Annotated in this window: 16 protein-coding genes, 2 tRNA genes and 2 pseudogenes; 8 read left to right on the forward strand and 12 right to left on the reverse strand. The window is 48.6% G+C overall.

Features of this window, described 5'->3' with window-relative positions:
• Nucleotides 1–67: 67 nt before the first annotated feature.
• Both FEK47_RS23085 and dkgB read left to right on the forward strand, forming a co-directional pair.
• Nucleotides 68–144 (forward strand) — tRNA-Asp (locus FEK47_RS23085).
• A 162-nt stretch (nt 145–306) separates the two neighbouring features.
• Nucleotides 307–1110 carry a 2,5-didehydrogluconate reductase DkgB gene (dkgB, locus tag FEK47_RS23090; protein WP_000997036.1) on the forward strand — a complete coding sequence of 268 codons (804 nt, stop codon included), beginning with the start codon at nt 307–309 and terminating at the stop codon, nt 1108–1110.
• On the opposite strand, the gene yafC is transcribed toward dkgB, so the two are convergent.
• Entirely contained in the window at nt 1107–2021 is a 915-nt protein-coding gene (yafC, locus tag FEK47_RS23095; RefSeq protein WP_000648583.1) for a DNA-binding transcriptional regulator YafC, read from the reverse strand. The two genes, dkgB and yafC, sit on opposite strands and share 4 nt — an antisense overlap.
• Nucleotides 2022–2261: 240 nt before the next feature.
• Here yafC and FEK47_RS23100 point away from each other — a divergent pair, with 240 nt between their 5' ends.
• Both FEK47_RS23100 and FEK47_RS23105 read left to right on the forward strand, forming a co-directional pair.
• Complete coding sequence (locus FEK47_RS23100) at nt 2262–3062, forward strand: endonuclease/exonuclease/phosphatase family protein (protein WP_089628352.1); 801 nt, start codon at nt 2262–2264, stop codon at nt 3060–3062.
• Between the two features lie 77 nt (nt 3063–3139).
• Nucleotides 3140–3910 carry a class I SAM-dependent methyltransferase gene (locus FEK47_RS23105; protein ID WP_135486871.1) on the forward strand — a complete coding sequence of 257 codons (771 nt, stop codon included), beginning with the start codon at nt 3140–3142 and terminating at the stop codon, nt 3908–3910.
• A 47-nt stretch (nt 3911–3957) separates the two neighbouring features.
• Here the strand turns inward: FEK47_RS23105 and mltD are convergent, their stop codons facing one another.
• Together mltD and gloB are read right to left on the reverse strand one after the other, a co-directional pair.
• Complete coding sequence (gene mltD / locus FEK47_RS23110; protein ID WP_032320646.1) at nt 3958–5316, reverse strand: murein transglycosylase D; 1359 nt, start codon at nt 5314–5316, stop codon at nt 3958–3960.
• Nucleotides 5317–5387: 71 nt separating this feature from the next.
• A complete protein-coding gene (gloB, locus tag FEK47_RS23115) occupies nt 5388–6143 on the reverse strand; it encodes a hydroxyacylglutathione hydrolase (RefSeq protein WP_135486872.1) in 756 nt (251 codons plus the stop codon).
• A 33-nt stretch (nt 6144–6176) separates the two neighbouring features.
• On the opposite strand from gloB, the gene FEK47_RS23120 reads away from it, so the two are divergent.
• A complete protein-coding gene (locus FEK47_RS23120; protein ID WP_130224088.1) occupies nt 6177–6899 on the forward strand; it encodes a class I SAM-dependent methyltransferase in 723 nt (240 codons plus the stop codon).
• On the opposite strand, the gene rnhA is transcribed toward FEK47_RS23120, so the two are convergent.
• Entirely contained in the window at nt 6896–7363 is a 468-nt protein-coding gene (gene rnhA / locus FEK47_RS23125) for a ribonuclease HI (RefSeq protein ID WP_000917883.1), read from the reverse strand. The genes FEK47_RS23120 and rnhA overlap by 4 nt on opposite strands.
• A gap of 64 nt (nt 7364–7427) precedes the next feature.
• On the opposite strand from rnhA, the gene dnaQ reads away from it, so the two are divergent.
• The 3 genes from dnaQ to FEK47_RS23140 all read left to right on the forward strand — a co-directional run bounded on the left by dnaQ (nt 7428) and on the right by FEK47_RS23140 (nt 9494).
• Nucleotides 7428–8159, forward strand: coding sequence for a DNA polymerase III subunit epsilon (gene dnaQ / locus FEK47_RS23130; protein ID WP_001366128.1), 732 nt, complete (start codon nt 7428–7430; stop codon nt 8157–8159).
• A 132-nt stretch (nt 8160–8291) separates the two neighbouring features.
• Nucleotides 8292–8368 (forward strand) — tRNA-Asp (locus FEK47_RS23135).
• A 325-nt stretch (nt 8369–8693) separates the two neighbouring features.
• Nucleotides 8694–9494, forward strand: a complete 801-nt coding sequence (locus FEK47_RS23140) for a hypothetical protein (protein ID WP_135486873.1) — start codon at nt 8694–8696, stop codon at nt 9492–9494.
• A gap of 125 nt (nt 9495–9619) precedes the next feature.
• On the opposite strand, the gene FEK47_RS25545 is transcribed toward FEK47_RS23140, so the two are convergent.
• The 8 genes and pseudogenes from FEK47_RS25545 to tssA all read right to left on the reverse strand — a co-directional run bounded on the left by FEK47_RS25545 (nt 9620) and on the right by tssA (nt 18163).
• Nucleotides 9620–9976: a hypothetical protein gene (locus FEK47_RS25545; protein ID WP_000583961.1), complete on the reverse strand. Its 357-nt coding sequence runs from the start codon at nt 9974–9976 to the stop codon at nt 9620–9622.
• Entirely contained in the window at nt 9973–10422 is a 450-nt protein-coding gene (locus FEK47_RS23150) for a DUF1311 domain-containing protein (RefSeq protein ID WP_135486965.1), read from the reverse strand. The genes FEK47_RS25545 and FEK47_RS23150 overlap by 4 nt, the downstream gene beginning before the upstream one ends.
• Before the next feature lie 2 nt (nt 10423–10424).
• Nucleotides 10425–11021: a hypothetical protein gene (locus FEK47_RS23155; protein WP_000964776.1), complete on the reverse strand. Its 597-nt coding sequence runs from the start codon at nt 11019–11021 to the stop codon at nt 10425–10427.
• 81 nt (nt 11022–11102) lie between these two features.
• Nucleotides 11103–11321 (reverse strand): annotated as a pseudogene (locus tag FEK47_RS25550) (hypothetical protein); the annotation flags it as partial.
• Nucleotides 11322–11341: 20 nt separating this feature from the next.
• Nucleotides 11342–11821, reverse strand: coding sequence for an Hcp family type VI secretion system effector (locus FEK47_RS23160; RefSeq protein ID WP_001284959.1), 480 nt, complete (start codon nt 11819–11821; stop codon nt 11342–11344).
• A pseudogene (locus FEK47_RS23165) lies at nt 11787–13197 on the reverse strand (VasL domain-containing protein). The gene FEK47_RS23160 and the pseudogene FEK47_RS23165 overlap by 35 nt, the downstream one beginning before the upstream one ends.
• A gap of 10 nt (nt 13198–13207) precedes the next feature.
• On the reverse strand, nt 13208–16642 hold the full coding sequence (gene tssM, locus FEK47_RS23170) for a type VI secretion system membrane subunit TssM (protein ID WP_135486964.1): 3435 nt from the start codon (nt 16640–16642) through the stop codon (nt 13208–13210).
• Between the two features lie 108 nt (nt 16643–16750).
• Entirely contained in the window at nt 16751–18163 is a 1413-nt protein-coding gene (gene tssA / locus FEK47_RS23175; protein WP_135486876.1) for a type VI secretion system protein TssA, read from the reverse strand.
• Nucleotides 18164–18166: the final 3 nt, after the last annotated feature.

Consider the following 18166-nt stretch of genomic DNA (forward strand, 5'->3'; position numbering starts at 1 on the left):
TAAACTGCCAGGCATCAAATTAAGCAGTAAGCCGGTCATAAAACCGGTGGTTGTAAAAGAATTCGGTGGAGCGGTAGTTCAGTCGGTTAGAATACCTGCCTGTCACGCAGGGGGTCGCGGGTTCGAGTCCCGTCCGTTCCGCCACTTATTAAGAAGCCTCGAGTTATTGCTCGAGGTTTTTTTTCGTCTGTATTTCTATTATTGCCAAAATCGCAAAAATCCTCTGCGTTTTACACCCTTTTTCCGCAACAGTCTAAAGCTCATAATCACCTTAGTTAACGAAAATAGCATTAAAAGAGGCATATTATGGCTATCCCTGCATTTGGTTTAGGTACTTTCCGTCTCAAAGACGACGTTGTTATTTCATCTGTGAAAACGGCGCTAGAACTTGGTTATCGCGCAATTGATACCGCACAAATCTATGATAACGAAGCTGCAGTAGGTCAGGCGATTGCAGAAAGTGGCGTGCCACGTCATGAACTCTACATCACCACTAAAATCTGGATTGAAAATCTCAGCAAAGACAAATTGATCCCGAGTCTGAAAGAGAGCCTGCAAAAATTGCGTACTGATTATGTTGATCTGACGCTAATCCACTGGCCGTCACCAAACGATGAAGTCTCTGTTGAAGAGTTTATGCAGGCGCTGCTGGAAGCCAAAAAACAAGGGCTGACGCGTGAGATCGGTATTTCCAACTTCACGATCCCATTGATGGAAAAGGCGATTGCTGCTGTTGGCGCTGAAAACATCGCTACTAACCAGATTGAACTCTCTCCTTATCTGCAAAACCGTAAAGTGGTTGCCTGGGCTAAACAGCACGGCATCCATATTACTTCCTATATGACGCTGGCGTATGGTAAGGCCCTGAAAGATGAGGTTATTGCTCGTATCGCAGCTAAACACAATGCGACTCCGGCACAAGTGATTCTGGCGTGGGCTATGGGGGAAGGTTACTCAGTAATTCCTTCTTCTACTAAACGTAAAAACCTGGAAAGTAATCTTAAGGCACAAAATTTACAGCTTGATGCCGAAGATAAAAAAGCGATCGCCGCACTGGATTGCAACGATCGCCTGGTTAGCCCGGAAGGTCTGGCTCCTGAATGGGATTAAGCCTCTCTGACAGCTCCTCCGGGAGCTGTTTTTACATGCTCGCTAAGGAAATCGATAAAAGCCCGGATGCGCGTACTTACCGCACGGTCGCTGTAATAGACTGCACTGAATGGCATTTCCACTGGCAACACTTTATCTGCCATTAACTCCACCAATTCTCCGCGAGCGATTTCTCTGTCGATCATGTAGTCGGACAAACACGCAATCCCGTTGCCACTCAGGCAAAGCTGTTTCAGTGTTTCCCCACTATTGGATGACAAACCGTACTTCACCTCATGTAATTGTCCATCACTACAGGCTATCGGCCAGGTATTGAGGGAAGCGGGTTCAGTGAATCCCAGGCAAACATGTTGCTTTAAATCGTCGATAGTTTCTGGCTTCCCGTAGCGGGAAATATAATCGGGGGAGGCGATAATTTTTCGATAACTGTTAAATAACGGCCTGGCACGTAAGCTGGAATCCGTTAACGTACCGGCGCGTATCGCGACATCCACTTTTCTTTCGATCAAATTAATAATCGTTTCGGAGGAGACTAGCGATAAAGTGACTTCCGGATAGCGTTCACGGAAAGGCTTAATCAATGGCATCAGAAAGTGCAGCACCACTGGAGTTGCGGCATCGATCCGTAACAGTCCACGCGGTGTATTACGCGTCTCCATAATTTCTGATTCTGCCGCTGCCATCTCCTGCAAAATTGACTGTACGCGACGAAAATAACGCTCGCCTTCTTCCGTCAGGCTAAGTTGTCGCGTGGTCCGATTAAGCAGGCTAACGCCTAGTTTCATCTCCAGCTTTTTCACCGCCCGGCTTACCGCTGAGTTTGCTTGCCCTAATTGTTCCGCTGCCCGGCTAAAGCTGCCGCTTTCGACGACCGAAACAAAAATGGCGAGTTCTTCCGACGTGGCTTTCATTTTTGCTCCTGTTGCAAAATAGAAGAGATATTTTGAATTTATTTGTCATTAAACCATCAGGATACGTGATATGTCATCCGATTTAATGATATCTATAAAGAGTAAAATTCAGCCTGGTGTAAGTACTTGCTTACATAACAATCTACAATTGCTCGTTGAAAGAGTGAGCTAAAATCCCTATAACAGTAGAACCCTCCTGAATGCGGAAGGGGTGACGTAATCGAGGTTTCAAAGTCAAAAGTGCGAAAAAACACCTATGCCATGCGCTATGTTGCCGGACAACCTGCGGAAAGGATCTTACCGCCGGGGTCTTTTGCGAGCATCGGCCAGGCATTACCACCTGGAGAACCGTTAAGTACCGAAGAGCGTATTCGGATCCTGGTGTGGAACATATACAAACAGCAACGCGCTGAATGGTTGTCGGTATTAAAGAACTACGGCAAAGATGCACATCTGGTGTTATTGCAGGAAGCGCAAACAACGCCAGAGTTAGTACAGTTTGCGACTGCTAACTATCTTGCTGCCGATCAGGTACCCGCTTTCGTGCTGCCGCAGCATCCTTCCGGTGTCATGACCCTTTCGGCGGCGCATCCCATTTATTGCTGCCCGTTACGCGAACGTGAACCTATTTTACGTCTGGCGAAATCAGCGCTGGTGACGGTCTACCCATTACCTGATACCCGCCTGTTGATGGTCGTCAATATTCACGCCGTCAACTTTAGTCTGGGCGTAGATGTTTACAGTAAGCAGTTGCTTCCTATTGGCGATCAGATTGCCCATCACAGCGGCCCGGTCATTATGGCGGGAGATTTCAATGCCTGGAGCCGTAGAAGGATGAACGCGTTATATCGCTTTGCGCGGGAAATGTCGCTGCGCCAGGTGCGTTTTACCGATGATCAGCGCCGTCGGGCGTTTGGTCGCCCGCTCGATTTTGTTTTCTACCGTGGTCTGAACGTCAGCGAAGCTTCTGTACTGGTTACGCGCGCTTCCGATCACAATCCGCTACTCGTTGAATTCAGTCCCGGCAAGCCTGATAAATAAGGTATGTCAGGTCTGCCACAGGGCAGACCAACGTTTGGCGCTGTCCTTTTATACTCAAACAACAAAAGGACAGCGCAATGACAACACAATCCCACCATGACCACGTAGAAAAGCAGTTTAGCTCTCAAGCCAGCGAATATCTGACCAGTACCGTACATGCATCCGGACGAGATTTACAGCGCCTGGCGGTGCGTCTGGCTGATTATCCTGATGCAAGTGTACTTGATATGGGCTGCGGAGCAGGGCATGCCAGCTTTGTCGCTGCGCAAAACGTGAGCACGGTGGTGGCGTATGACTTATCTGCCCATATGCTGGATGTCGTGGCACAAGCTGCCGAAGCCCGGCAACTGAAAAATATCACCACCCGCCAGGGATATGCCGAAAGTCTGCCATTTGCCGATAACGCATTTGATATTGTTATCAGCCGTTATTCTGCCCATCACTGGCATGATGTTGGTGCAGCACTGCGAGAAGTGAATAGGATATTGAAACCTGGCGGTAGGCTGATTGTGATGGACGTAATGTCTCCGGGTCACCCAGTGCGCGACATCTGGTTACAGACGGTAGAAGCATTACGCGATACCTCTCACGTACGAAACTACGCCAGCGGTGAGTGGTTGACGTTAATCAATGAAGCCAATCTGATAGTTGATAATTTAATTACAGATAAGTTACCGCTGGAATTTTCTTCATGGGTCGCCAGAATGCGTACGCCAGAAGCGTTAGTAGATGCTATTCGCATTTACCAACAGAGCGCATCGACAGAGGTGAAAACGTATTTTGCCTTGCAGAATGATGGCTCTTTCACCAGTGATATCATCATGGTAGAAGCACATAAAGCGGCATAAATAAAAAAGGCACCGGGGGAATCGGTGCCTTTTTATTATCTGGTTTGTCAGGAATCTGGCATGTTGTTGTTTTTCACAAACAACGTCAGCTTATCGCCTGGTTGCAGATTCGCAGTGTCGCTGTTCCAGCGCATCACATCTTTGATGTTCACGCCGTGGCGTTTAGCAATGCTTGAAAGCGAATCGCCTTTGCGCACACGATACGTAATGCTATCGCTGTTGTTTGCCAGTCGCTGTGCGCTACTACCTGCGCCAATCGTCAAACTTTGGCCTGGTTTCAGCTTAGATCCGCGCAGTTTATTCCACTGCTGCAAATCTTTGGTGCTTACGCCGAGACGTGAAGCGATACTTGAAAGCGTGTCGCCAGAACGAACGGTGTAAACACGACTGTTAAGTGGCGTATTGTCGGCAACCAGTGTCGACTGTACAGCAGCAATTTCGCCGGAAGCCAGAGATTCACGCAGTTGATCTGCATGCTTCTTTGGCACCATCACGTACTGCGGGCCACTTGCGCCCAGCGTGGAGCCTTTCACGCCAGCGTTGAATGTCTTCAGCTTGCTGACGGAAATTCCCGCCATATCTGCAACCTTCGCCATATCAACCGGGCTACTCAGGTGTACACGTGCCAGAGCACGGCTTTCATCGGTCGTCGGCAGACGTACGCCATAACGTTTGCTGTTTTTGAGAATATCACTCAATGCCAGCATTTTAGGCACGTACTGCTTCGTTTCCTGCGGCAACGGTAACGACCAAAAGTCCGTGGATTTCCCACGTGCTTTGTTCGTTTTAATTGCCTTCATGACCCGACCTTCGCCGCTATTATAAGCCGCTACGGTCAAAAGCCAGTCGCCGTCAAACATCTTGTTCAGACGTTGCATCATGTTCAGCGCGGCTGTCGTTGAAGCAACAACATCGCGACGCGCGTCATAATTGCGGGTCTGTTTCAAACCATAATTGCGCCCCGTGCTCGGAATGATCTGCCAGATGCCCGCGGCATTGGCGCCAGACGTCGCGTGAGGATCAAAAGCGCTCTCCACTATGGGTAGTAGTACCAGTTCCATAGGCATGTTACGTTTTTTAACTTGCCCGGCTATCCAGTACATATACGGCTCTGCCCGTAAAGTTACATCGTGGAGATAGCTCTTATTGCGTAAATATTTCTGTTTCTGTTCGCGAATCCGGTCATTTTCCGGAATTCCCATCTTTAGCTCGTCGCCAATGAAAGCCCACAAGTCACCATCTGGCGCGATAGACGTCCCATCGTCCATCCATCGTGCCTGACTTGTAAACTTTGCTGCTTCCCCTTGACCAGCTGCAGAAAGGCTCTGTGCGTGCTGTTGGACGTTACCGGTACTCTGGCAACCCACGAGCAGGACAGAGGCGAGTAATATCGCTTTTGCCTTCATGTGTGTGTCAATAGTTGCTTAAAAGACGACCGATCATAACGGCGAACGAAGCCGATGACAAGAAAGTTTTATCAGAATCTATCTTTCTTTGACCTTAACCAGGCAAAACGCTCCTCAGGTTGTTGCAATAATGTTTCTTTATTAATTACATTAATTAAATCAATATCTTCTGTTCTTAAAAAAACATTAATTTTCCGCTCATTTTTGAGAATAACGGGGAGTGTAATTTGATTTTTTGCCCGTAACTCAATAACTTTACGATAATAATCATTTATGGACAAATCGTGCGGAAGAATACTCAAGGCAAACTTCATATTTGATAAAGTATATTCATGAGCACAACATACCAGCGTATCGTCAGGTAGAGCACTTAATTTTTTAAGTGATTGATACATTTGAGAAGCTGTACCTTCAAATAATCGCCCGCAGCCACCAGAGAAAAGAGTATCACCGCAAAATAGATAAGGATTACTGAAGTAACAGATATGTCCTAAAGTGTGACCTGGTGTGGCAATTACACTAAATTCATGCCCCAAAACGAAGGCAGTTTCGCCATCTTTGACTACCTGTGTTGTTCCCTTATCTTGTGTCTCTTGTGGACCGTAGACCACAATGTGCGGAAACTTTTCCACCAGTTCTTTTACGCCGCCAACGTGATCGTGATGATGGTGGGTGAGAAATATGGCCTCCGGTTGCCAGTTATTGGCGGCAATGGCCTTTACTACCGGCTCCGCTTCTCCAGGATCGACAATCAGGCAACGGCCTGCTTCATCATTCAAAACCCAGATGTAATTGTCATCAAAGGCAGGAATACTGTTAAGATTCATATATTACCTCTCAGTGTGAAACGGAAGGTTGTGATGAAACCGGCAAGGAACCCTCAAACAGTCGTGGCTCCTGATTGCTGGGGCGATTTGCCCTGGGGAGAGCTTTATCGCAAGGCGCTGGAGCGCCAGCTCAACCCATGGTTCACGAAAATGTATGGTTTTCATCTGCTTAAGATTGGCAATTTAAGCGCAGAAATCAATTGCGAAGCGTGCGCGGTTTCTCATCAAGTGAATGTTTCTGCACAAGGAATGCCCGTACAGGTGCAGGCGGACCCACTTCATCTTCCTTTTGCCGATAAATCCGTCGATGTTTGTCTACTGGCGCATACGCTGCCATGGTGCACCGATCCGCATCGTTTGTTGCGTGAAGCCGATCGGGTATTGATTGATGATGGCTGGTTGGTCATTAGTGGCTTCAATCCCATCAGTTTAATGGGATTACGTAAACTTGTGCCAGTCTTGCGAAAAACATCGCCTTATAACAGCCGGATGTTTACCCTGATGCGGCAACTGGACTGGCTCTCTTTGTTGAATTTTGAAGTGCTACACGCCAGCCGTTTCCACGTTCTCCCGTGGAATAAACATGGTGGAAAACTATTGAGCGCGCATATTCCTGCGCTTGGTTGCTTACAACTTATCGTTGCCCGGAAACGGACTATTCCTTTAACGCTCAACCCGATGAAACAGAGCAAAAACAAACCGCGAATTCGCCAGGCGGTCGGCGCCACCCGGCAATTTCGTAAACCACAGGCTTAAACTTCGACTTGGTAGCCCGTATCTTCCAGTGTGGGATTCATTGCCGCGGCACGAGCCAGTTCATCGCAACGTTCGTTTTCTGGATGACCGGCATGGCCTTTTACCCATTCCCATTTGATTTGATGCTGCCCCAACGCAGCATCAAGACGTTGCCAGAGATCGACATTTTTTACTGGTTTTTTGTCTGCTGTTTTCCAGCCACGTTTTTTCCAGTTATGGATCCACTGGGTGATCCCCTGGCGGACATACTGGCTGTCGGTACTCAGAATGACTTCACAGTGTTCTTTTAACGCTTCCAGCGCGACAATAGCGGCCATCAACTCCATACGGTTGTTGGTGGTGCGGGTGTAGCCAGCGCTAAAAGTTTTTTCGCGTCCACGATAGCGTAAAATAGCGCCATAACCCCCAGGTCCAGGATTGCCCAGACACGAACCATCGGTGAAAATTTCTACCTGTTTAAGCATCTCTGGTAGACTTCCTGTAATTGAATCGAACTGTAAAACGACAAGTCTGACATAAATGACCGCTATGAGCACTGCAATTACACGCCAGATCGTTCTCGATACCGAAACCACCGGTATGAACCAGATTGGTGCGCACTATGAAGGCCACAAGATCATTGAGATTGGTGCCGTTGAAGTGGTGAACCGTCGCCTGACGGGCAATAACTTCCATGTTTATCTCAAACCCGATCGGCTGGTGGATCCGGAAGCCTTTGGCGTACATGGTATTGCCGATGAATTTTTGCTCGATAAACCCACGTTTGCCGAAGTAGCCGATGAGTTCATGGACTATATTCGCGGCGCGGAGCTGGTTATCCATAACGCAGCGTTCGATATCGGCTTTATGGACTACGAGTTTTCGTTGCTTAAGCGCGATATTCCGAAGACGAATACCTTCTGTAAGGTCACCGATAGCCTTGCGGTAGCGAGAAAAATGTTTCCCGGTAAGCGCAACAGCCTCGATGCATTATGTGCTCGCTACGAAATAGATAACAGTAAACGAACGCTGCACGGGGCATTACTCGATGCCCAGATCCTTGCGGAAGTTTATCTGGCGATGACCGGTGGTCAAACGTCGATGGCTTTTGCGATGGAAGGAGAGACACAACAGCAGCAAGGTGAAGCAACAATTCAGCGCATTGTACGTCAGGCAAGTAAGTTACGCGTTGTTTTTGCGACAGATGAAGAGCTTGCAGCACATGAAGCCCGTCTCGATCTGGTGCAGAAGAAGGGCGGAAGCTGCCTCTGGCGGGCATAAATACCTGTGAAAGGCGCTAAAAATAGCGACTTGGGCGATTTTTGCAGCAAACGATTCAAAAGATGAGAAAAATCGTTGACGAAGGCTGAGGCAATCCGTAATATTCGCCTCGTTCCCAAAGGAACACAACACGGAGCGGTAGTTCAGTCGGTTAGAATACCTGCCTGTCACGCAGGGGGTCGCGGGTTCGAGTCCCGTCCGTTCCGCCAAATTCACTCATAAAAATGAGTTCAGAGAACCGCAAAATTTTTAATTTTGCGGTTTTTTGTATTTGAATTCCACCATTTCTCTGTTCAATGATTTTACTCTGGCGTAAGTGCGTGATTCTCGCTTGTTGTCTCATTCATTAAAATTCAATAATGATATCGAACCATTCAGCTTAAATATATTTCCAGAGAATAAATTTATATTGATTAAATGAATGTATATTTCAAATTGATTTTGTTTGTTATTATTTAAGTGGGGTATATAATTAGAGTCCGTTATCAGTGCTAAATATTCTAATCATTATGACAGGCGAGGGAGTGTCCAATTATGAATTCAAAAAAGCTTTGTTGCATATGTGTGTTATTCTCGCTGCTTGCAGGATGTGCCTCTGAATCTTCTATTGATGTAAAGAAGAAAAAAGCTCAAGTCACACAAAGTAATATTAATAAAAACACTCCCCAGCAACTGACAGACAAAGATTTATTCGGTAATGAAACCACTCTGGCCGTATCCGAAGAGGATATTCAAGCTGCGCTTGATGGAGATGAGTTCCGCGTTCCCCTTAATTCTCCTGTAATACTTGTTCAATCCGGCAACCGCGCACCGGAAACCATTATGCAGGAGGAGATGCGAAAATATTATACTGTTTCCACATTCTCTGGTATCCCGGACAGGCAAAAGCCTCTGACTTGTAACAAAAACAAAGATAAAAATGAGAACGAGGATGTTGCCAGTGCTGAGAATATGAACTGGATGCAGGCACTGCGTTTTGTGGCTGCAAAAGGACATCAGAAAGCGATTATTGTTTACCAGGATATGTTGCAGACAGGAAAATATGACTCTGCGCTGAAATCAACAGTATGGTCCGACTATAAAAATGAAAAACTCACTGACGCTATCTCCCTGCGCTACCTGGTACGTTTCACGCTGGTGGATGTGGCAACAGGTGAGTGGGCTACCTGGTCGCCGGTGAATTATGAATCGAGAGTAATATTTCCGCCGGCTGGAATAACAAAAACGAGCAATAAAGAACTATCAAAAGACCATGTTACGGAAGCGCAACTGTTTAATTTTAAACAAAAAACATATGTATCGATGGTGAAAGACTTGGTGAGTCGATTCCAGTAATCGTTATTGTTATGCTGCCGCCTGTAGTTTAGGGTGGCAGCAAACAGGAGTTGAGTATTTCTATAATGTAAATATGATTGTTTTTATAAACTTATAATATATATTACCAGTGTATTGCATGTGAGTTATTTTTTTAATTCTTCATAAATTAAAATAGTATCATCTGCAATGGAAAGAATTGCTATTATCTCTTCATTTTTTTTATATTTTTCTTTTAATGTCTTGTTTCTTTCTTTTAATGGAGTACATTCATTAATAATATCATTCTTAGCTGTCATTGAGTCAGTTTCGATATCGAATGCTAAATCTACAAAGCAATAATCTACGTAGAACATAAATCTACGTATATCTTCCGGTATAGCAGTGGAAAAATAACGGTATTGCGTGTAAGTGGTTTGATCATCGAATTCGTCTGATTGTACTGAATATGTAAATGTGGCCAGTATAAATAGTAATGTTAATCTTAAATTTATAATAATCATTTGCTGGATATCTCATCTGGATTTTGAAAGTCAGAAATGTAAGCATTGTTTAGTTGCATGGCTCTTATTTTGTTTAACTCAGTATAGCATGGATATAGCCGAGAGAATGCCAGTCGCCCTACTCTGGCCCCCCAGGTTAGAGTAAAAGAGCATTGAGCAAATCTGTAACGTATAAATTCCCTATTAGAAGACTCTAGTCTTTTTAAAGAAATAACTGCTTCTTTTCTTATTGCTTCGTCCTCATCACTATTCCATTTTTGAATTTTCTCTTTTATATTTACTTCTGCTTTTTTAAGTGTAATAGTGCTCATAATAAATGAGTTTTTAACACAATCAATAAATTCAAGTTCATCAACACCACTACATTCTTTAGACATGGAAATGTCAAATGCCAGACCTTTTGTACATGAGAATGTCAGCAGTAGGATAATTGTTATTTTTCCCATTCTCATAATACTCTGTTTTTTGTGAGTAATGTATAAACGAACTGAAGTTTTATTGCATACTTGGGATCGCCACCACCATTATAATTCATCGCTACATTTTTTATTGTGATAGGTTTCCATCCAGTAATTATTACTTTCATGGATGCTTTTTGATAATATAAAATATCTCCCGGGTGTATTTTATCGAGATTTTTTCCAGGATTGTTTTTCGTTAAGTTAGGTATGGTCGTTTTTCTCTCTTTTCTGATGTTGTCAGCCAAATCGCCTTTTTGGACAATGGCGCTATATAGAGTTGAGTCATATTGATCGATAGTTGATTCTTCCTTTGTATTAGAAAGTTTCATCATTAAGTAAGTAATTGCTGCTTTGATATTCTCTTCTGGAGAGCCAGTTATTTGTTCTTTTGCCCAGTAATTTCTTTCTGGATCTTTTAACCCATTGAATGCTTTGTTTCTCCATTGTGGTGGGGTAACAAGGGCTGTGGATTTTTCTCCAGAGATTAAAGCAGGCATCGCTTTATCTTTCCGAAAACGACCAATTTGTAATGGATAACCATTCCACTGAGAAGTATTTTCCGCATCGTTTTCAGTCCAGAGCATGGCTTTTATTATATACCAATCCAACGGCTGAAAGTATGGAGTGCTGGACAAATGAATGTTGATTTCATTAACAGATTTTAAAATTAATAAGTCATATTTATTCCATTCTTTATGATTGCTCACAAATGCCAACTCTCTTATTTTTTTCCATTTAAAAAAATCACTTTCATCTTCTGTTATTCTTGATGCTAAATCTTGTCTTAGTTGAAATGGGAATTTTTCATTAAATAACGTACTGTCAGTGCTTGTATTTTTGCTTTCACTGTCTGATGTTGAAGAGTGTAAAATATTGTTGGCCATTATAATAATCCCATATGTTTTTAAAAAAGACGATCTTCCCATAAACTGTATGCACTAGTGCCAGCGGAACAATGCTCCCATATAATTGACTCATAACTGAAAGAAACTGACTCTTCGGGTTGAACGCTATTATCAACAACAATATGTGATATAGAGACATGAATGTCGCTTATCTTTGCTCCAGTTAATTTGATTTTATAGTACAGTTCATTAATTCCAAATTTATTTGTGCGATAAAAGGAAAAATCACATGTCAATAATTCATTGTCGCAAATTGCTTTGCCTAATAAGGGTGATGCTTTATCTATAGGTTTTTTTATTGTCAAATGATGATGGTTGACGTTTTGATCTCGATTTAATCCATGCATGAATTCATAAATCATAATTTGATCAATGTGTGCTGTTTGAGCTTTATTTCCAATGGATGGTTGTGATGAACAACCACTTGAAATGAGCCCTTGATTATCACCATTTAGTGTTAAATAAATTAAATTCGCCATTTAAAACTCCTTTGTATTCATGAATGTTATTGAAACTCAATGTCTTTTTTTATCGTCGGTATCGTATTATTCTTCAGCAGCAGCCAGCGGCTTAACACGCCTTCGAGTCGCTCATTAATTTGTTTTTCCAGCGCATCTGTATTCTGCTTCTGCGCACGGGCATCCTGGTACTGCGTCAACAGAGACTCAACGGGTGTTTCCTGCCCCAGTCCCCGCTCCGCCTGCCAGATGACATTTTTGATATAGGAAAGGGTTATTCCCTCTTTCTCGCGCTGCATCACGAGGTCTGCAAAAGCATGTAAGTCCTGGCGGGTCTGCAACCAGCCACGCAACTGCGGGCTACTCTGTGCGCGGGTTTTGAGTGCCTCATTCCATTGTGTCGAGGCCTGCTGCTGTTGCAGGCTTTCCGGCCAGCGACTGTCGGCAACACGCATCATCTGCATCCCGGTTTCCAGCGGCTGTACCGGGGAGGTATCAAGAAGTTGTTGCAGCCTGCGCTCATAGTTTTCGAGTTCAGGTGAGGCCATCCACACCGTTGCTGCGCCCTGAGCGGTGTCGTTAACCTGTAACAGTTGCTGCTGCACCGGATAGACTTGCCACCACCACAATGCTGAGGCGACAGCCACTGAACAGGCGATCCCTGCGATAAACCCTCTTACCGTACTGCCTTGCTTTATCACACTGGCCTGTGGGGGATTCTCTGTCAGACTGCGCACTTCCATTTTCATCTCAGGCAGGCCGGGCAGGGGAGGCACTACCGCTTCTGGTGTGGAAGATGCCAGTGTTTCCGGGGCATAAATCAGCGTTCTGACCGTGGTCTGTGCGGCGTTCTCAGCGTTACTCTTCGGCTGGGGTTCAAGCCGTTTACGCGTGTTCTGCATAAAATAGAGCAGATTCTCCACGCGCGGAACGCGCTTCAGCTCCACCTGCTGGAGCTTGTCGCAGATAAGCTGCAATGCCCGCTCTGTGCGGTAGATCAGTGGCAGATCGGGTTCCGCAAAGGAGATTTGCTGACGCAGAATATTGCCGGTTCGGGAGTTAAACCAGTCCAGCATTTCAGTACGCGCCGGGCCGCCCTGCGGCCAGAACTTATCCCAGTCGTGGCTTACCATTGCCGCCAGCAGTTCCGCACCTTCGCAGAATCCCGCCAGTCCCTGTGTCCGTGTCCGGGCAAGCGTATAGTAGGTGGCGGTGTGTAAATCCACACCGTTGGCTTTAAAAATCGCCAGCGCCAGCGACTCCACCAGTTTCCAGTTCAGCTCAGGCTGTGACGGGTGGCTGGCTTTGTTTATTTCCTCGCGGATGGCGCTGAATTCCGGCAGCCCGCGCGGGTCACTGCCGGTAACGATAGTTTGTGTCAGTCCGTTACTATTCATCCCTGCCTCCTCAGTACAGTGTGTCTGACAGACCAAACTGGCTGAACAACCCACCGCTGAACGGGTTATCCTCTGTGTCGGTATGCACACGGTAGGTCATCGCGCCTCCGTCCACGCTAAAGCGCACGGTAAAGTTGCCATCCTGTACTCCGGTCAGCTGTCCGGCCCCGAACAGGCGGAACTGAGCCCACGGACCGCTGAAGCTGATACTGCGCGGTGCGCCGCCGCTGGCACCAACCAGCGTCAGTTTGCTTTCGTTGCCTTCGCGCATATTGTTAGGCCAGACCAGATGGGCGGTATAGTTACGGCCCTGGCTGTAATCGACTAACTGACCGTCAAGGTTCAGTACGCTGCGGCGTTTGTTGCCGGAAAGCGATACCGTTTCCACGGCAAAGGATGTTCCCAGACCGTTCTGTTTGCTGAAGAAGATGTCACGGATTTTCTGCGCGGTTTCCAGTTGCGCAATAATATCTTCGCGAATAATGACGTTGTTATCGCCATCCTCCAGACTTAGGTCATTGTCGATAAACAGCTTTAGGTTCTGCTGGTAGAAGGTATCCAGTATGCCATCTGGTTTAAAGAATCGTTCGAAGGCATCCAGTGAGGCATCCTGTGCAGAACGTGGATTAAACGGATAGTTATTTGCCAGTTGCTCGTTAAACGGTTTCACCACGCTGTCGCGCCAGTCCACTTCCATATAGTGAACGGCTTCCACCATCACCACATGCCAGGCCTGGTCAGCCAGCCTGCCTGCCCAGCGGTTGAGCGGAGCAGGCAGTGTTTTTGCCATCTGGCGGGTGGCGAATATGGGATCGCTGCTGTTCTGATCAAGCCGTAACTGCACGGCTTTCAGTGCCGATTTCCCAGGTACAGGCGCGTTCTGGATCGCCAGCAGGTAGCGGTGTAACTCGGTGAGCTGCAGGTACACGGCCTGCATCGTGCTTTCTTTATCTTTCTGGACTGTCAGGGTACTGTTTTCCGGGGCGAACTCATGCCCGAGGCGAGTGAGTAGCTGGTAGTCCGGTTCTGCCAGGGCTTCTTCCCGTTCTTTGTCAGAGAGTTTTTCAGAAAAGACGCCTGGCTGTGTGTTGTCACGCAGCACGGTCAGCGCTCGCTGCAAAGGCTGGTCGCCGCTGATAACCTGCTCCAGCGCCCCGGTCAGTTGGGCAATGGATTCATAATCGCGAACGTTGAGGTTATCCATCCCGGCCCGCCAGGTGGCGGTGTAGTCGCTGATATACTGCTCGGTGAGCTGGCGCTGGATTTCCGCCCGGTCGGCGTCACTGTATTTCACGCTGCGGGTGAGGTTGAGTACCCAGGAATCCATCGCCGTCAGTTCAACCAGTTCATCGCGCTGTTTTACAAAATAGCTTTGCAGGCCGTAACGGGTAAGAAACTGTGGAACAACCAGTTTATTGTCATCGGCAGATGTAAACACCTGGTCAAAGGTTGGCCCTACCTGGTCACGCAGATTGAGGTCGGCAGGAAGAACGCCCAGCGCCCGCGTTTTCAGGCTCTGGTAAACCCGCTGGTAGACAGGTAGTTTGCTTAGTTCTTTCTGTGCTGACACAACGGGCTTGTCATACGGCGTCCAGCGGCTGATAGCGTCACCGTCGCCCGCCTGACGCTCTGCATGCCAGTCAGTGTGAGCCAGCGCGTAGTCAAGATGGGACATCAGTTGCGCCTGGATATCGCGCTGGCCGTGGAACTTTTCGCTCCAGCGTTTTGCCATATACTGCTTCACCACCTCATTGTTACGTCCGCTCTTATCCTCCAGCATTCGCATCACGCGCAGCACGGCGAGTTTTTCCTCACTCTCCGGTGGCGCGGCGTTCATCTCTTTGACCAGCCCGTTAAACAGCGACGGAAGATAGCGTTGCTCCAGCAGTTGCAGGTAGGTCCGTTCCACATAAGGCCCGATGCGTCGCCCCTGATATAATCCCATCTCCGCAAGGCGGCTGCGGTCGCCCCAGTCACCGTAGGCCAGAGTGGCATCGCGTACCGGGTTCAGCAGCGGCAGTTGCAGGTTGCCATAGTCATCTTCCCCCTGCGGAGGTGGTACATCCATAAAGGCTTTTGCCTGCTTAAGCACGGTGATGCCGGACTGATAGTTACCGTTGTAATAGTGATGCCAGCCGGCAATGAGCAGCAGTGCCGCCACGCCGCCTGTGGCAGAGAAAACCGTCAGGCGGCGGCGGGAACGCATCAGCCAGGCGCGGCTCTCTGTTGCCAGATTAGGCTCTGCGAGTAATGCCTGCGGGAACAGGCTGCGGGTGAAATAGGGCGCGGTGTCCACCAGGGGCCAGGACGCCAGTGGGTTATTGCCCAGCCGGTACTGGCGGGCGGCAGACTGGGTGAAAATATCATCCATCTGTCCGCGCTGAAGCGAAGAGGTGAGATAGACGCCACGCAGCATCACGTTCATATTTTCGCCGTCAAGCAGACCCTCAAGCAGTGATACCAGCGGTTCACGGCTTCCCTGCATCTGGCGGGAAAAACTAAATAAAGACGCACGGGCGTGGCTCTGTCCGACCATCAGATCCGGCAACGCCAGATTCATTCGATCCACCCATGTCTGCCAGAAAGCATTCAACTCTGTTCGCCAGTCATCATTTTCATGGGCACGGCGGGTGAACGTGACGCCCAGAATCGCATCGCGATCCTGTCTGTTCAGTGACTGAAACAGGGCGGCAAAACCCTGCAATAAATCAAGCCGGGTCAGTACCACGTAAACCGGTAACTGGCAGTGAAGATGCTGGCGTATATCCTGCAAGCGGCTGCGTAGCGTCTGTAACAGATGCTCGTGGCGGCGTTTGTCTGCGGTCAGCAGATCGGGTAAATCGAGTGTCAGAATAATCCCGTTCAGCGGCTGGCGCGCGCGCTTTTCTTTCAGCCAGCCGAGGGCATGTTCCCACAGACGGCGATGCAGGATATCCGCATCAGCGGGAGCGCAGAGTGTGCCGTCGATATCAAAGATCACCGCCTGTTTACCGACATGGGGCGTAAGGTACAGGCGTTGTTCTGCGCCGCGTGCGCCCTCCGGGGCATAAATAATGTCGGACGGAAACCCCTCGCGCAGCAGTGTCGTTTTGCCACTGCCCGCCGGGCCGATGACCATATACCACGGCAACTGCCACAGGAAACGGCGGTTGTCGAGATGGCGTTGCAGGCGCAGCAGCCAGTGGTCGAGGTAACGCTGCTGGGCGTTCAGCTCCGCACTGAGCGGATCAATGGCTTCCTCGCGCTGTTGTTTTTGCTGTTTTTCAAGCAGTTGCAGGCGCTTCATTACCCGGACGGTAAGCCACACAAGGGCAATAATCCCCCACGCCGCCGTTGCCAGCCAGCGGTTCGCCAGTGGTTTGAGCCACTGTTCTTCATACAGCGTCCACGTCGGGCCTTTCCACCAGATCCATACCAGCAGGAAAATCCACGCCAGTATCAGCAACCAGAAGGCAGAAACCTTAAACCGGGGCATCGCCGGGCGCAGGGCTGATTTGAGTCCGCTGAATAGTCGGGGTGTTGGTAATCTGAACACAAAAACTCCTGTTCTCTTTTATTGTTCTGCCGTGAATTTTTGTTCGAGCTGCGCAAGTAACGATGGCTCCCAGTCAGACACCATCGTCTGCCCCCCCATCATGAACAACATCCGGTACTGTTGCTGCGCAAGCTGTACCAGCCCCGCCTCCTCCGTCAACTGGGCGGCAAGGTACTGGCGGTGAAACTGATCGCGGGGATCGCCTTCGGGTAGCATGTCCAGATACCGCAGCGCCGCCTCCAGCCCCTGCTCAGTAAAACAGGTCCTGGCTGCCTGCGATTCCTCTCCGGCCTGCGCAACCGGTGTAACTTTGCCGTCGGGCGAAGCGGACAGCCATTGTTTCGTTTGCTCACTGATAAAAGGTGTTCGGTCATTAAACAGTAGCCCGGTAAGCTGGGGCAGACGCTCAAGGAAGCGGGTGACCTCATCGCGGATGGCGTCTGCCACCTGTTTGTAACCCAGGCGCAGTGCTGTCTGTGCAGAAAGACAGTGACCGTCCAGCCAGTAGGGTGCCAGGAGCACACTTTTCTCCACCTGCTGCCACAGTGCCATATCTGCGCTGCCAAGCTGTGCCTGGTAATCTGCAATCATATCGGCGGAGACGGCGGCCAGCGGGGTTCGTCCGTCACTTTCCGCCTGGGGCGTACTGTTGATGGATTGCCACAGAGCATGGCGACGCAGGCGATAGCCCTGCGGCGAATCTGGCTGGCGCTCGCATAAAATGGCTGCCACTTTTAACAGCGTATCGCGCCAGGCTTTATCGTCGTGGCTGTCAATGGTGACTTGCGGAGCCGGATCGCTGGTTTGCGTCACGCCGCTTTCAGGTGTGACGGTGGTCTGTGGTGTACTACCGGAGGCTGCCGGAGTGGGGGAGGGGGCAGGGGCCGCACGATTAAACGCACGCTGGTAGAGGGCAAAAAGATCATCGGTTGCCTGCGCCAGTTCCGGGACGTTATGTGATTGCCAGCACTGCGCCAGTTTCGCCAGTTCGCCCAGCAGCGCATCGCGCTGCGTTGTGGCAGCGTTTTCTGAAAAGCTTTCAATCCCCGTTTCAAAGCGTTTAATGACCTGGCTGGCGAAACGTTTTTTGTGCGCCATATTTTGCGGTGCGGCCACTGCCCAGTAATGCTCCACATACAGCGCCAGCAGGCGCAATGCCAGGAGCGGATCTCCGGCGTGTTGCAGGGTTCTGAGCAGATGTGCCAGCAGCCGGAAGTCTTTGCTTTCAGAGGCCAGAAGCTGAAGACCCCTGCGTTGTAGTTCCGGGATATCCAGTTGGCTGTGAGCCAGTGACCCCAGTTTGACGATTTCGCCGTCGATATACTCCCAGACCGGATTATCGTCCTTCAGCGCCGATGCCTGCCTCTCTTCCGGCAGGTTTTCCAGCAGGTGCGATATCCAGACATTCGGATCGCGTAAGTCCATTGCCATATT

The sequence above is a fragment of the Escherichia sp. E3659 genome (assembly GCF_005781135.1).
In the GTDB taxonomy this organism is placed as follows: Bacteria; Pseudomonadota; Gammaproteobacteria; order Enterobacterales; family Enterobacteriaceae; genus Escherichia.

What these genes read in the sequence shown, in the direction of transcription:
- tssA (WP_135486876.1), bottom strand. Translation starts at nt 18,163, where the DNA reads ATGGCAATGGACTTACGCGATCCGAATGTCTGGATATCGCACCTGCTG.
- rnhA (WP_000917883.1), bottom strand. Translation starts at nt 7,363, where the DNA reads ATGCTTAAACAGGTAGAAATTTTCACCGATGGTTCGTGTCTGGGCAAT.
- FEK47_RS23155 (WP_000964776.1), bottom strand. Translation starts at nt 11,021, where the DNA reads ATGCTCTGGACTGAAAACGATGCGGAAAATACTTCTCAGTGGAATGGT.
- FEK47_RS23105 (WP_135486871.1), top strand. Translation starts at nt 3,140, where the DNA reads ATGACAACACAATCCCACCATGACCACGTAGAAAAGCAGTTTAGCTCT.
- dnaQ (WP_001366128.1), top strand. Translation starts at nt 7,428, where the DNA reads ATGAGCACTGCAATTACACGCCAGATCGTTCTCGATACCGAAACCACC.
- yafC (WP_000648583.1), bottom strand. Translation starts at nt 2,021, where the DNA reads ATGAAAGCCACGTCGGAAGAACTCGCCATTTTTGTTTCGGTCGTCGAA.
- FEK47_RS23150 (WP_135486965.1), bottom strand. Translation starts at nt 10,422, where the DNA reads ATGGGAAAAATAACAATTATCCTACTGCTGACATTCTCATGTACAAAA.
- FEK47_RS23120 (WP_130224088.1), top strand. Translation starts at nt 6,177, where the DNA reads ATGAAACCGGCAAGGAACCCTCAAACAGTCGTGGCTCCTGATTGCTGG.
- FEK47_RS23140 (WP_135486873.1), top strand. Translation starts at nt 8,694, where the DNA reads ATGAATTCAAAAAAGCTTTGTTGCATATGTGTGTTATTCTCGCTGCTT.
- dkgB (WP_000997036.1), top strand. Translation starts at nt 307, where the DNA reads ATGGCTATCCCTGCATTTGGTTTAGGTACTTTCCGTCTCAAAGACGAC.
- mltD (WP_032320646.1), bottom strand. Translation starts at nt 5,316, where the DNA reads ATGAAGGCAAAAGCGATATTACTCGCCTCTGTCCTGCTCGTGGGTTGC.
- gloB (WP_135486872.1), bottom strand. Translation starts at nt 6,143, where the DNA reads ATGAATCTTAACAGTATTCCTGCCTTTGATGACAATTACATCTGGGTT.
- FEK47_RS25545 (WP_000583961.1), bottom strand. Translation starts at nt 9,976, where the DNA reads ATGATTATTATAAATTTAAGATTAACATTACTATTTATACTGGCCACA.
- FEK47_RS23160 (WP_001284959.1), bottom strand. Translation starts at nt 11,821, where the DNA reads ATGGCGAATTTAATTTATTTAACACTAAATGGTGATAATCAAGGGCTC.